This is a genomic window from Bacillus sp. JJ1773, from assembly GCF_036962035.1.
GTDB lineage: Bacteria > Bacillota > Bacilli > Bacillales > Cytobacillaceae > Cytobacillus.
Genome location: NZ_JBALNX010000094.1, coordinates 1 through 14006, shown reverse-complemented (window position 1 = coordinate 14006; position 14006 = coordinate 1). Strand labels below are relative to the sequence as shown.

11 protein-coding genes are annotated in these 14006 nt (G+C 37.1%); 5 read left to right on the top strand and 6 right to left on the bottom strand.

The window, feature by feature from the left end; translation table 11 throughout:
• The first annotated feature begins 238 nt into the window (after window positions 1–238).
• Window positions 239–994, top strand: coding sequence for a DUF2087 domain-containing protein (locus tag V7127_RS22425; RefSeq protein ID WP_335489831.1), 756 nt, complete (start codon window positions 239–241; stop codon window positions 992–994).
• A gap of 21 nt (window positions 995–1015) precedes the next feature.
• The gene (locus V7127_RS22420; protein ID WP_335489828.1) at window positions 1016–1372 is read left to right on the top strand and encodes a GIY-YIG nuclease family protein; all 357 of its coding nucleotides are present in this window, start codon (window positions 1016–1018) and stop codon (window positions 1370–1372) included.
• Window positions 1373–1630: 258 nt separating this feature from the next.
• On the opposite strand, the gene V7127_RS22415 is transcribed toward V7127_RS22420, so the two are convergent.
• On the bottom strand, window positions 1631–2767 hold the full coding sequence (locus V7127_RS22415) for a M20 family metallopeptidase (RefSeq protein ID WP_335489825.1): 1137 nt from the start codon (window positions 2765–2767) through the stop codon (window positions 1631–1633).
• A 289-nt stretch (window positions 2768–3056) separates the two neighbouring features.
• On the bottom strand, window positions 3057–6140 hold the full coding sequence (locus V7127_RS22410) for an efflux RND transporter permease subunit (protein ID WP_335489834.1): 3084 nt from the start codon (window positions 6138–6140) through the stop codon (window positions 3057–3059).
• A gap of 99 nt (window positions 6141–6239) precedes the next feature.
• Between V7127_RS22410 and V7127_RS22405 the strand changes: the two genes are divergently transcribed.
• Window positions 6240–7067 (top strand): TetR/AcrR family transcriptional regulator, encoded by an 828-nt coding sequence (locus tag V7127_RS22405; protein WP_335489820.1) that lies wholly within the window; start codon window positions 6240–6242, stop codon window positions 7065–7067.
• Between the two features lie 39 nt (window positions 7068–7106).
• Here the strand turns inward: V7127_RS22405 and V7127_RS22400 are convergent, their stop codons facing one another.
• Both V7127_RS22400 and V7127_RS22395 read right to left on the bottom strand, forming a co-directional pair.
• Complete coding sequence (locus V7127_RS22400; protein WP_335489817.1) at window positions 7107–7679, bottom strand: nucleotidyltransferase family protein; 573 nt, start codon at window positions 7677–7679, stop codon at window positions 7107–7109.
• A gap of 241 nt (window positions 7680–7920) precedes the next feature.
• The gene (locus V7127_RS22395) at window positions 7921–8490 is read right to left on the bottom strand and encodes a TetR/AcrR family transcriptional regulator (RefSeq protein WP_335489814.1); all 570 of its coding nucleotides are present in this window, start codon (window positions 8488–8490) and stop codon (window positions 7921–7923) included.
• A 183-nt stretch (window positions 8491–8673) separates the two neighbouring features.
• On the opposite strand from V7127_RS22395, the gene V7127_RS22390 reads away from it, so the two are divergent.
• Window positions 8674–9603 carry a DsbA family protein gene (locus V7127_RS22390; protein WP_335489811.1) on the top strand — a complete coding sequence of 310 codons (930 nt, stop codon included), beginning with the start codon at window positions 8674–8676 and terminating at the stop codon, window positions 9601–9603.
• Between the two features lie 536 nt (window positions 9604–10139).
• Here V7127_RS22390 and V7127_RS22385 read toward each other — a convergent pair.
• Both V7127_RS22385 and V7127_RS22380 read right to left on the bottom strand, forming a co-directional pair.
• On the bottom strand, window positions 10140–11537 hold the full coding sequence (locus V7127_RS22385; protein ID WP_335489808.1) for an amino acid permease: 1398 nt from the start codon (window positions 11535–11537) through the stop codon (window positions 10140–10142).
• Window positions 11538–12626, bottom strand: coding sequence for an aromatic ring-hydroxylating oxygenase subunit alpha (locus V7127_RS22380; protein ID WP_335489805.1), 1089 nt, complete (start codon window positions 12624–12626; stop codon window positions 11538–11540).
• 548 nt (window positions 12627–13174) lie between these two features.
• On the opposite strand from V7127_RS22380, the gene V7127_RS22375 reads away from it, so the two are divergent.
• A complete protein-coding gene (locus V7127_RS22375; RefSeq protein WP_335489802.1) occupies window positions 13175–13858 on the top strand; it encodes a GntR family transcriptional regulator in 684 nt (227 codons plus the stop codon).
• The last annotated feature ends 148 nt before the right edge of the window (window positions 13859–14006 follow it).

Here is a 14006-nt window from a genome sequence, read left to right as displayed (position 1 = left end):
CTCTAATATTATCCTAAATTGGATTATAAAAGGGAATAAATTCCCTTGCATTTTCTATGCAAAATTACATTATTAACAAACAAATCATGTTATTGTTTATATCATAACAAACAATTAGTAAATTAATTTACTTATTTACGATTGACGTTAACCAAATTTTATATTAGCATGTTTACTATAAAGCAAACACTTTTATCAATTGTTTAAAATATATCAACATACTGGATGTGATTTTCAAATGGAACTATCTGATTTCTTTTGGAATGCCTCTTTGGAAGGGCTTAAACGAGGATATATTCAAGAAAAGGATTTCTATACATGCTTGCTTTGCGGGGAAAAGATTGAAAAAGGAATTGTTTATTCGCATGACAACACGCTTTACGAAGCGGAAAGATATATGAGAATTCATATTAAGCGTACTCATCAATCTGTATTTGAATATTTAATCGGAATGGATAAGAAGCTTACCGGTCTTACTGACCATCAAAATGAGCTCCTTCAACTTTTTTATCAGGGAAAAAGTGATAAAGAGGTTCAGCATGAAATGGGTATTGGCAGCACCTCAACCATTAGGCATCACAGGTTTGCATTAAAAGAAAAGGAGCGACAAGCAAAGGTATTTTTGACAATGATGGAACTGTTAAAAGATAAGGACGAGTATGCTCCAACCTTTGTTGCTCCTCATAAAACAGCGAAAATGGTTGATGAACGATATGCCATCACTAAAGAAGAACAAGAAAAAATCATAATGAAGTTCTTTACAGAAGGACCGAATCGATGCTTAAAGAAATTCCCGCCAAAGGAAAAACAGCGTCTGATTGTCCTAAGGGAAATCGCAGCACAGATCGAGAGTGAGCGAATTTATGATGAAAAGGAATTAAATCAAATATTAAATGCAATTTATGAGGATCATGTCATGATCAGAAGATATTTAATTGAGTATGGATTTTTAGACCGGAAGCCAGATGGCAGCCAATATTGGTTAAAAAAATAATAATGAAAGCGGGATTAAAACATGGACCGAAAAAAAGAATTAAAACAACAATATAAAGAAATCCCCATTGAAGCGGGTGTATATCAAATTAAAAACATCAAGAATCAAAAGATGTTTGTCAGCAGTACAAGAAATTTTAAAACGTTAAATGGGGAAAAATTCATGCTTGAATCAGGCAACCACACAAACAAAGCACTCCAGGATGAATGGAACCAACTTGGAAAAGAGGCTTTTTCTTTTGAAACCTTGGAGGTTCTTAAAAAGAAAAACGCCCCTTATTTCAATGAGAAGGAAGCATTAGCTGAACTCGAGGCAAAATGGCTAGAAAAACTTCAGCCGTATGAAGAACAGGGATATAATGTGAGGAAATCTCAATGAATTTAAGTGAATTAAATAGATTTTAAAAGCTAAAAATGGGGAAACTGATATTCTATGTTTCCTTTTTTTCGTGGCAAGTTTTAAAGTTGCCAGTTTACTAATTTCGACTGCACTCATTTCACTGACGGTCATTTTTACTGTTTTTGGAGAAATCATCTCACTATCGGGAGTATTTTATTTAATATGAAAAGTTAGGAAAGGGGACCGGGCAATCTGTCCCCATATTCATTACGGGAATAATAATGCATAGCACTATTTTTATCCCAATTCCAAAATAAGCATTGCGACTAAAGCACTGCGTACAGGCATTTGGGAAATAAGTAAATGCTCATGACTTGCGTGAGCCCCATCCCCAACTGGCCCCAAACCATCAAGGGTAGGTGCAAACTGTGACGCAAAGCTACCATCGCTTCCGCCTCCACTCATTTGCTCCTCTAAATGAAAAGCTAAATAAGATTGGGACAATTCCTTAGCCTTCTGGAACATTTTTTCGATTTCGGCCGTTTTTTCAAGAGGGGGTCGATTGATCCCACCTGTAACCTCGATGGAAATCCCTTCTTTAGAAGGCTTTAAATTTTGGATTAAGGGAATAATCTTTTCAAACTCTGATTGATTGGTAACACGCAAATCCAGCTCTGCCTCGGCTTCGGCAGCGATTACATTGGATGCAGTCCCTCCTTTAATGACGCCAACATTTAAGGTAGTCCCTTTATCCAAATCCGATAAGCTATGTAAATGGATGATTTTCCTCGCAAGCTCCTCTATGGCACTTATTCCTTTTTCAGGCTCAATTCCCGAATGTGAGGCCCGCCCCTTTACTTTTATATGAAACATTCCTACGCCTTTTCGTGAAGTCTTTAGTTTTCCAGTAGTTGAACTCGCTGATTCTAACACCAAAACATATTTACTTTTTTTCGCTTCTTCCTCTATTAATGCTTGGGATGTCCCGCTCCCGATCTCCTCATCAGAGGTGACCAGCATTACGAGTTTCGTATTCAAGGAAACTCCCAATTCATGTAGGGCATGCAGGGCAAAAATCCCTTGAACGATTCCCCCTTTCATGTCAAAGGTTCCTGGCCCGTACGCCTTATCCCCATCGATTCGAAATGGCATCGATTCTAATGTCCCCTTCGGCCAAACCGTATCCATATGGACTAAAATGAGAATTTGCTCCTCTCCCTGTCCATACTCCATCCGAAGATGATTTCCCGCATGAGGATTTTCTATAACGGCTATCTCCTCTCCCACGTATTCAGTAAAAAGTTCACTTACCCTTTTACCAAGCCGGTCCACCATTTCCTTATCATGTGAAGGGGATTCCATCTCAACCAATTCCTTTAAAACACCGAGCATTTCTGATTCTTTTCCTTTTAAAAACTCTACGATTTTTTTCATATGAATACACCTCATTTTCATTCTATGCATAAATCCCCTTCATAAGAAAGTGATTTTATTTAACTTATTGGACAGGATTTGATGAAATACTGAAAAGCTGTCCAGGATATTTGATTTCTCGGACAGCTTTTAGCGAAATCACAATAACCTGTCCAGCAAACTCACTTTCTTGGACAGCTTTTATCGAAATCGCAATAACCTATCCAGAAACTCACTTAGCCAACATCCTTAATAAAAATCATATAAAAAAGCCCCACAAGATGACACACTCACCTTGCAGGGCTTCCCATTAATTCTCTTCAATTTCCTTACGGTTTTTCCTAAAAATCTTAGATAATACTTCGTATACGATTGGAACAACAATTAATGTTAATAGCGTGGAGCTGATTAAACCGCCGATAACCGTTATGGCAAGGCCTTTCGAAATCAAGCCGCCTCCGCCTGCACCAAAAGCTAATGGCACCATGGCACCAATAGTTGCTATAGCTGTCATAAGAATCGGACGTAAACGTGTGGCACCAGCCTCAAGCACCGCTTCACGCATAACCATCCCTGTACGCTCCATCCGAATAATTCGGTCTACGAGTACGATTGCGTTCGTTACAACGATTCCGATAAGCATTAAGAGCCCCATCATGACGGATACAGAAATGGTTTCACCCGCAATTAATAATCCCACAAATGAGCCGATAACTGTAAATGGCAATGAGAAAAGAATCGCAAATGGCGCAAGGCCTTCACCAAATGTTACGACTAGAACAAAGTACACAATGGCAATCGCTGCAAGCATAGCTATACCAAGCTGTGTGAATGTTTCTTGCATGTCTGCTGCAACGCCGGCCACATCAACTGTGACCCCTTTTGGCAGATCTAAATTATCAATTGTCTTATCTGCTTCAGCTGTTGCTTTGGATATATCTTTGCCAGTGATCGTGCCTGAAACACTTGCATAGTATTCGCCCTTACTGCGAGCTAGAGTATTTAATGTTGTGCCTTTCTCAATAGTCACTAGTTTAGAAAGTGGCATTGTCGTACCAAGTGGTGTCGGTACTTGTTTTTCCAAAATATCATCGATCGATTTTGGCTGAGCTGTTTGTTCCTGCTGAACGATAACATTTAGGTCGTTTCCTTCTTTTTCAATCGTTGTTAACACATTCTTCGTTTTTTCTGGACTTAACATCATAATAATTTGCCCGGTTGTTAGTCCATACTTTAATAATTCATCCTGTGCCACTTTAAAGGTGTACTCAACGTATGCATCCTCTGCACTAGAGGAAACATCCTTTAATCCTTCATTTTCCTTTAATGCATCTTCAACTATTTTTACAGATTTGTTGAGTTTATCTAAATCTTCACTGTAAAATGTATAACTAACTTCATTTGAAGCCATGGACATCGAAGAGAAGTTCTGGCTCTTCCATTCGCCTGATTGTCCAATTTCCTTTACATACTTTTCTATATCTTCACGTGCTTCAGGGAAGTTTTCCATTTCCGGATCAAAAATCAGGTACATTAACCCGCCTTTTCCTCCGCCTCCCATCATGGCTGCTTGCTGGTCGCCGCTTTCTGTAACGGATACTTGAACGATATCAATATCATCATGTTCAAGCATTTTCTCTTCAACCACTTTAATATTTTCTAACGTATCTTCCGGCAGTTCTCCTGCACTTGGAGTGTAAGTCAGATACATCACCTTATCCTCTTCACTGCCCATAAAGCTAAAACCAATCAATGGTGTCAACGCCAAACTCCCTGCTAATAAAACAAAGGCAAGAATGGAAGTAATCACCTTATGATTAAGGGTTTTTTCAAGGAATCCTTTGTACCATTTGGATAATCTGCCAGCCTCTTTATGTTTGCTTTCCGTCTTTTCACTATATAACTTCTTCTTAAACAAGAAATGAGATAATGAAGGAACGATTGTAATCGCAACAATTAATGAGGCTCCGAGCGCAAATGACATGGTCAATGCGAATGGCATGAAGAGCTCGCCAACCATCCCGCCAACAAATATAAGTGGTGCAAATACTGCAACGGTTACGATTGTTGAAGACATGATAGGTCTGAACATTTCAATTGTTGATTCACGAATGAGTGCACGCCCTGTTAGTTTTTCACCTTTTAAATGCAGGCGGCGATAAATATTTTCAACCACAACGATGGAGTCATCGATTACGCGGCCAATAGCAACAGTAATCGCCCCAAGCGTCATAATATTTAGGGTGATATCCATCCAATTTAAGATTAACATAGCCATTAAAATCGAAACCGGAATGGATACAATCGAAATAATGGTCGATTTGAAATCTCTTAAGAAAAGGAGAATAATTAATACCGCAATTAAACCGCCAAATAACGCTTTTTCAACCATTGTAGCGACAGAATCTTCAATTGGCTTGCCTTGGTCAAGCGTCACATCGATAACGATCCCATCAATTTTCTTCTTTTCATCTTTAATTAATTTCTTCACACTGTTTACAACATCTACTGTGTTAGCCTGTTGGCTTTTGACAATTTGAATAGCAATCGCATCTTTCCCATTTGTGCGGGAAACTGATTGTACTTTACCTACTACTTGAATGGTTGCAATATCGTTAAGCTTTACAAATGGTAAAGGCTGTGTAGCCGATGGCGTTACAGGAATGAGCAATTCCTTTAATTCTTCAACAGTCGTGAACTTGCCGTCTATCGCTATTGCCTGCTCGCCTTCTTCAAATTCATAAAGTCCTAAAGAAACACCGAGATTGCTTGCTTGAATCATTTGCTTGACGGAATCTTCCGTTAAGCCTAGCTCTGCCATTTTTTCCTTATTATAAGTAAGGTCAACTTCTTCTATATGCTGCCCTGTAATCGTAGCAGAGGCAACACCATCGATTTTATCGATTTTTGGGAGTAAAACTTCCTCCACTGTTGACGTTAATTCAACTATGTCTTCTTTCGTGCTACTTACACTTAGTGCCACAACAGGCATCATGTTCATGCTAATAGCGGTAATGGTCGGCTTTTGAGCCCCTTCAGGCAATTTAACTGCATCTATCGCAGAATCTAATGCCCGCTTCGCCTCATCCATATCAATGCCGTATTCGTATTCCACTTGAATATTAGCTACATTTGAATACGAATTTGAATTAACGGATTTTACGTGCTCCAAGCCCTCTACTGCTTTTTCTAAAGGAATCGATACATCCTTCATCACTTGCTCAGGAGTTGCCCCAGGATATACATCCATTACCATTAAAAATGGAATAGAAATATCAGGAATCATCTCCATTTTCATACGTGTCCCTGAGTAAATTCCTGAAACAGTTATAATAATGGTCAGCAGCCAAACTGCTAGTTTATTCTTTAAAACAAAGTTAACTAACCCTTTCACGTCTCCACCTGCCCTTAATTGACTAATCAGTCTCATTTCCTTATAATAATGACCGATAAGTCATTTGTCAACGAAAGTCCTAGGAGTGGATGTAAAGAAATGATGAAGAAACAGTTAATTATGGAAAAAGCACTAGAACTTTTTGCAGCTCAAGGATTCGACGCAACAACTGTTCAACAAATCACTGATTATTGCGGCATTTCTAAAGGTGCTTTCTACTTGTCATTCAAATCAAAGGATGAATTGATTTTATCTACTATCGATCATTTTATGATGCAATTCACTTCTGATATTGACCATATAGTCAAAAACTCAGAAGATAACCTTTTATATAACTTTTACTACACAACATTTCAGTCTTTTCACAAACATTCTGATTTTGCAAAAGTTCTTATGAAAGAGCCGGTTCATTCATTGAATAAAGATTTATTTATTAAAATCCGTTATTACGACATGTTAATGGACAAATCGATATTACTGATGATTGAACGTTTATACGGAAAAACAGTCCAATCAATAAAATATGATTTAATTTTTTGCATTAAAGGCTTTATGCACACTTATTCACAGCTATTTCTATTCTATAGCTCACCGCTAGACTTGAATCATCTTTCTCAATCCCTTGTGGAAAAAACAAATCTGCTGGCAAAACAAATGACTGACCCATTTATTTCGCATGATCTATTTCAAGTTCTTAAGCAGCCGCTGAATGAAGAAATAACTAAGGATCAGTTGATTGAAATGATGGAGGAAAAAATGGCGGATGTTGAAGAACCGATTGAAAAGGAATCACTATTTCTTCTAAAGGAACAGCTGGTAGATCCAAATTTAAGTCCAGCCATTGTAAAAGGCCTACTCGAAAATATTCGGAATCATCCGGAGTGCAAGTGGATTTCTTATTTGCTGAGGAAGTATTTTGAGTTTTAAAATGATAGGAGCAGAACAGTTTTATCTTTCTGCTCTTTTTTAATTTTTAGTGGAGATGTTCACCTTGTACCAAATCAAATCCCAAGACTTGTTCTCCACTCGATTTTCATAGACTTTCAAACGATCCTTTGACTCGGCAAAAAATGGTGTAGGCTTGACCTCTAAATTGACGACATCATCGATTCCCCAAGGAGCTGCCAAAATAACATGGTCATTTCCATCTAATTTAACTCCCAAAGCTGTAGCAGTTTCTGGAAATTTCGAAATGCCATCGACTGAAGAAGTATAAGGCGGCAAATTATTGATCACGTGCATTCTTGCCTGATTTTTTACGGACCAAGGGACACCGGGCATGAGATGATTTAATTTTTCTTCTAATTTTTTTTCCTCTAATTCATCCAAATTTGCAGGATCATAATAGATGACATCAATATCGGGGATGGGTGTTCTTTCCGAAAAATGGTGTAACACATCCCATATTTTCGAACGCGCAAAGCCGGCACATATCCACCAATCGGATAGGTTCAGCGTGTTTACTGTTTTTAATAAATCCATCATCCAAGTATCTTCGGAAATGATTTGTACGATATCTTCTTCATTTTTTATCATCATTTTATTCACCTATTTCTTATTGCCTATGAAAAGACTCAATGGGTGGATGGATTTCTCCATCATCAAACCTATAATCGAGGAAATAAATTTTGAAAAGAAAGGAACCTATCATAAATAGAATCAGTGCAATAATAGCAATAAACAAAAAGAAGGCACACCATAGGCTCCATTTAAATATTTTTGATTCAGCGAACCTTTCCGACCAGCTTGGAGATTTAATCATCATAATCACCTTGTTTAATTAGATCTTAGACCCAAAATCAATCCCAGACATGATAAAAGGGATGGCTAATTTGATAAATTCTTCCGGCGGTGTATTTTGACCGCTTCTTCTCCATTCTAAAGATACTCCATAAAGACCCCAACTTAACATGGCAGCAGTAATCTTTAGAGGTTGCTCATCTTCACTTCGATATTGTTTTCGTAGCATTTTGTAAAAAATGATTTCGAGTTGTTCCCTAATAATACGGGCAATGGTATCTTCGTATCCTCTATGACAACGATTGGATAAAGATTTTTGAAAGTCCGTGATCGCTATGAAAATACTAATAATCGATTCTTCATTGAGTTCATTTTTCTCGAACATATTGCCATTCAAATTTATCAAGAGTACTTCTGACAGTACCTTTTCCAATAAGTCATATATATCTTCAAAATGATAATAGAAAGTGGCCCGATTAATCATAGCCTCTGTTGTAATATCCTTAACAGTAATATCCTTGAATTCTTTTTTACCTGAAAGTTCAATAAAGGAATCCATAATTAATTTACGAGTACGTAGAATTCGGGGATCAATCTTTGGTTGAGTCAATTACAATTCCCTCCTACTTTTTAAACAATTTGTTTAATGTGTTGTATAAACGACAAATACAATTAACTATTGGTATTGATGGTTTTCATTATGTACTAAAATACAATTATAAAGCAAATAAGAGGCTTCTTTCTCAGGCATTATAGAAAATGTAAAAACTAAATGGAACGGAGGAAAAATAATATGTCAAACAATCATAATATGATTTGTGATCTAGAAACAGGTGTATGCGGAGTAGCAGAGGAGGAGGAAATGGAGGTTATTGATTTTAATCAGCCAAAAAAATCGGTTAATCTTTATTATGTGACTGATCCTATTTGTTCTCATTGCTGGGCAATTGAACCTAATCTCCGTCGTTTTATAGAGCAGTATGGAGACTATTTTAATTTTCATACGGTTATGGGTGGTTTGCTGGAAAAATGGCATGATGCACCAATCGATCCTGCAAACGGAATTTATAAACCAGCCGATGTTGCTGGTCACTGGAGAGAAGTTGGAGAATATTCAAGAATGCCTATTGACGGCTCTTTAATGATTGATAATCCTGTTCAATCATCCTACCCACCGTCACGTGTATTTAAAGTGATTCAAAAAAATCATAGTGATGCATTAGCATTTGAATATTTACGCCGTGCAAGAGAAGCACTTTTCGCATTTAATCAAAATATTTCAGATACATCAGTTATGATTGAAATCGTAAATAAACTTGGTCTTAATGGAGAGGCTATTGTAAATGAAGCAGAACAACCAATCGGACAACAATTATTGAATGAAGATTTTGCTCTTACGAGAAGCTTAGGTGCCAGAGGTTTTCCTACCATTATTATGATCAATGAGGAAAATAAAGGCGTAAAAATTGTTGGTGGCCGTCCGTTTGAATCCTATGTTGACGGATTAAAGAAGGCTCTAAATGTCGAAGAACTACAACCAAAACAACAACCAACCCTCTCTAACTTACTTGAAAAAGAAAAACTGCTATTTTCGAAAGAAATTGAAGTGATGTACGATGTTGAAAAATCGGCCATTAACGCTTTTATTGAAAAAGAACTTTCGCCAAACAGTTTTCAAGTGAAGGAAATTCTAGGGGAATTATATTTTACATCAACAAAATAACAAGTGTGGTAAATAACAGATTGAAATAATCATTAACTAAGTGAAAAGGAGTAGTTATTTTCTACTCCTTTTCCAAAAAACATCCTAATTTCCTTGTTTTTTTACGTATCCCATTAACCCATGCAGTGTTCATACAAATTCATTCCCTGTGATATGCCCTGATCCTCCATAAGCACAATTCAACTCATCTCGGTGTTTCGATCGTCTCTAGCTTTGCCATTTAACAGGAAATCAAAATACTTTAGATAAATGAAAATGGACCTCTGTTATAATGTGACTAACTATTTTCACATTATAGCAGAGGTCTTTATGATTCTTCATAATTTCGGATTGAGATCGTCTCCGAATTGTCAAAAAGGAAGTTCTCATTTGGAGAGTAAAACCTGCCAACATTTTTGCGTATAACAGGAAATCTACCAGTCAGAAACCCTTCAGTATGCTTGGGCACAGTATTGAATGTATTTGGTATTTTGTAAAATAAGATTCTTGATGGTGACTACCTTACTGAATAGTTTAAAAACCCGTTTACAAATCTTCTACATTTCCTGCATCTGTATTGGCACCGTATTTTTAATGCGCTTTAAACGTAGGTTGTAGTATACATAACATACTACTATAAAACCAACTGACCAATAAACTGATGCGCGCTGTGTTGGGTCTAATAAAAGGGACAGAATAATTCCCACGCACATGATGAACGAAGAAATTGGAACAAACGGGTACCACTTTACCCGATAAGCCAAATCTTCAAGCTTTCCTCCGCTCTTTATATATTGTCTTCTAAAATTAATATGTGAAAGAGAGATAGTAGCCCATGCAATCGTCGTGCCTATTCCTGAAATTGCCAATAATACAACAAATAAGGTGTTCGCAGCAATAACGCTTGTTAATAGGGAAAGAAGGGCAAAACCTAAACTAATAAGAAGGGAATTCATTGGAACTCCCCGTTTGTTCAATTTTCCAAAAACTCTTGGCATTTGTCCGCTTTCACCCATCGCAAAAAACATGCGAGAGCAAAGGTAAAGTCCTGAGTTGCCAACGGATAGAACAGCAGTTAAGATGACAAAGTTCATAATATCTGCTCCATAGGGAATTCCGACCTTGTCAAGCATCATTACAAACGGACTTTCTACAAGACCTGCTTGTTTCCAAGGAACCATTGCACTTACAATGACAATACTCGTTACGTAAAATAAGAGCACTCGGAAAATAATGTTTTTTGTTGCTTTTGGGATGTCACGCCCTGGATTCTCTGATTCACCAGCCGTTACCCCAAGTAACTCTGTTCCTTGGAAGCCATATAGAACTGCAATCATTGTGATAAATACCACCGTAAATCCATTTGGGAAAAGTCCACCGTCATTGTATAGATTCGTAAAAAACGGAGTAGGCTCTCCGCCTTCTAATGGAACAATTCCAAGAACGGCAGATGCACCGATGATAATAAATAGGATAATCGCAACCACTTTTATCCCTGCAAAATAATATTCTGTTTCAGCAAATCCCTTAGTTGTTAAAGCATTTAATGCAAACAGCAAAACGATAAAAATAAGACACCAGATCCAGACTGGCGTATCAGGAAACCATCGTTTCATGAGAAGACCTGCTGCGATAAATTCTAGACCAACAGTTGTTGCCCAGCTCATCCAATAGACAATCCCGACCATAAATCCGGTTGACGGACCAATATATTTGGTTGCATAGGCTTGGAAGGAACCCGTAACCGGCATAGCAACCGCTAATTCCCCAAGACAAAGCATAACCAGATATGTCATGGCACCACCGATAATATACGCTAGAATAGCACCACCAGCACCAGCACTATTTATAGTTAATCCTGATCCTAAAAATAGGCCCGTTCCAATAACGCCACCCATCGAAATCATCGAGAGATGGCGCCTTTTTAATACTCGTTTTAACTGTTGATTTTCCATCTACTTCACCTCGGTCCTTAATGGAACATAAGCTTGCCCGCTATCGAGTGCATGTTGTACTAGTAAATGGAAATGATGAACGCAATTCTCTGTTGGTGAAAAACGTCCTTGAGTGTATCCCTTTGACTCAATTCCTTTTTGGACCTGTTGGAGAATCATGAAGTCTTCATCACGGACTTGATCGAGAAACTCATAAAACTTTTTTTGAGCCTCTTGATCATTTAAATCAAGGAAATAGGTGGAATAAATCACCTGTGTTTTATTATGATCAATTGGAATTGACTGATTGATTGATACATTTGGAAGACCCGGATTTATACTAATCCACATATTTGGGTAAAGAAAATAGTATTTTGCACTTTGACCCAGCTGATCTGGTTCACTTGTTCCCGCGCGTAACGGAACTCCTTGATACGAATAATTATCAAATGTTGAAATTTCATAGTGATCCATATCGAGAGTGTTCACAAATCCTTTATGAATGGTTGGACAGTGGTCGCATTCCAAATAATTGTCGACCGTTAATTTCCAGTTGCAGTTTACGATATCTTCTTTAACGCGAGCTAATTTTAAGTCTTCAAAAGGATAGTGCTTGAATCCGTCAAATAGGTTCCCAAATACCTCCGACATTGGTAGAGCGTTTTCATCTAAGTTCACAAAAATAAAACTAGCAACAACTTCAAGTTTTGGCTGCTTTAAACAGAAATCATCTGGATTATAGCTAACACCCTTCATATTTGGTGCTCGGTTCAAATGTCCGTCAAGTGTAAAGGTCCATGCGTGATACGGACATTGTATACTTTTTGTATGTCCGCATTCATTATCTGTTAGTCTCGACGCACGATGTGGACAGACATTGTGGAAGGCTCGAATTTCCCCGTCATTTCCTTTAATAATGAGAATAGAATGTCCTGCAATATCTTTCGTGAAATAGTCCCCAACTTTTTTAACCTGAGAAATGTGACCTGCAAACAACCATGTTTTTTCGAAAATTTTTTCTTGCTCGTTTTTTAACGCTGCCTCTTCTGTGTATAAACGCGATGGCAGTGTGTATGATTGGTGTACTTCTGGATGAACTTTGTGTTCCATTTTCATAACCTCTCTTTATTATTGAATTGGGTAGACGTTCTTGCTGTGGTTCAAAGTGATTGTGGAAAATACCTGTGCAAAATAATCTGAGATGCATCTTCATCCCTTCGACCCCAATTCTATTCATTTAATTCCGAATTGAATGAATATTCTACCCTATAAAAAACATGATATCATTGTATACAATTTTTGTATACAATATTTTCAACATTTTAATGTTGTTAACAAAAGAAAAGCTGAAGTAACATGGTTCGATAGTTTCACAATGAGAAAAATAGAGCTCTTTAGTATAAGTCATTAATGATTATTAGAGGATGATCACAAGTGATTTCCTTTTTTGTTTTATGTAGGGTGTATATCGTTATGAAAATTCTGATATATTATAAGTGTTTATGATAAAATTTTAGATAGGCTAATGGTGAAAATACGGATTAGAATTTACTGAATGGGCTGTATTTAGCCGTTGTTTAGAAATCTGAATTATGACGTTATATAATGTAATAAAATGCTGATTATTATTATTTTTTATCTGGTTAGGTGGTTACTATATGAATCGACAAAGTATTAAAGGGAAAAATATGGAGGAGTTGATTTATAAAGAGATTAAATTATCTATCTATAACCGATTCATTCGACCAGGAAGTCAGCTCGTTGAAGAGGTAATTGCGAATAGGCTACATGTCAGTCGAACTCCTGTAAGGGGGGTCATTAAAAGACTAGAGCATGAAGGGTATGTCCAGGTTATCCCAAATAGGGGGGCATTTGTTATTCGGCCAACAGCAGAGGAAATAAAGGATGCTTATTCAGTTAGACTTCTTCTAGAAAAGCAAGCCGCAGGATTGGCAGCGGAAAGGATTGGAAAAGAAGACATTGAAAGTCTTTATACATTAATAGATGAGGAGAAACAAATATTTGATCAAAGAGACACGGATAGTTATTATAAAATGAATGATTCGTTTCACGCTATTATAGCTAAAGCATCACAAAACAAACTATTACTTGAATATGTGAAAGATATCGTTAGTAAGACGACGATTTATGTGGTATTGTTTGACCCTTTAGATAAATTAAAAATAAACCCATCTATTGAAGAACACACTGTTATTGTTAAAGCACTTGAATCTGGTGATAGAATGAAAGCTGAACAAGCTATGGAGAAACATTTGGTAAGTGTGATTGATGGATTGAATTTAGAGGATAGTGGATCAGAGGAAGATTTTCTTTTTCTATAAAGATTAATGTTCTATCTATTGTCTAATTTTCTATTTCTTCATATTGGTTTAGGTTTGTTTACCAGAAGGTTTAATTGTTTAATCGCTAGCGAATTAACCTCATTTAGATACACAACGGAGAACCGTACCATAAGTAAATGAGGTTTTT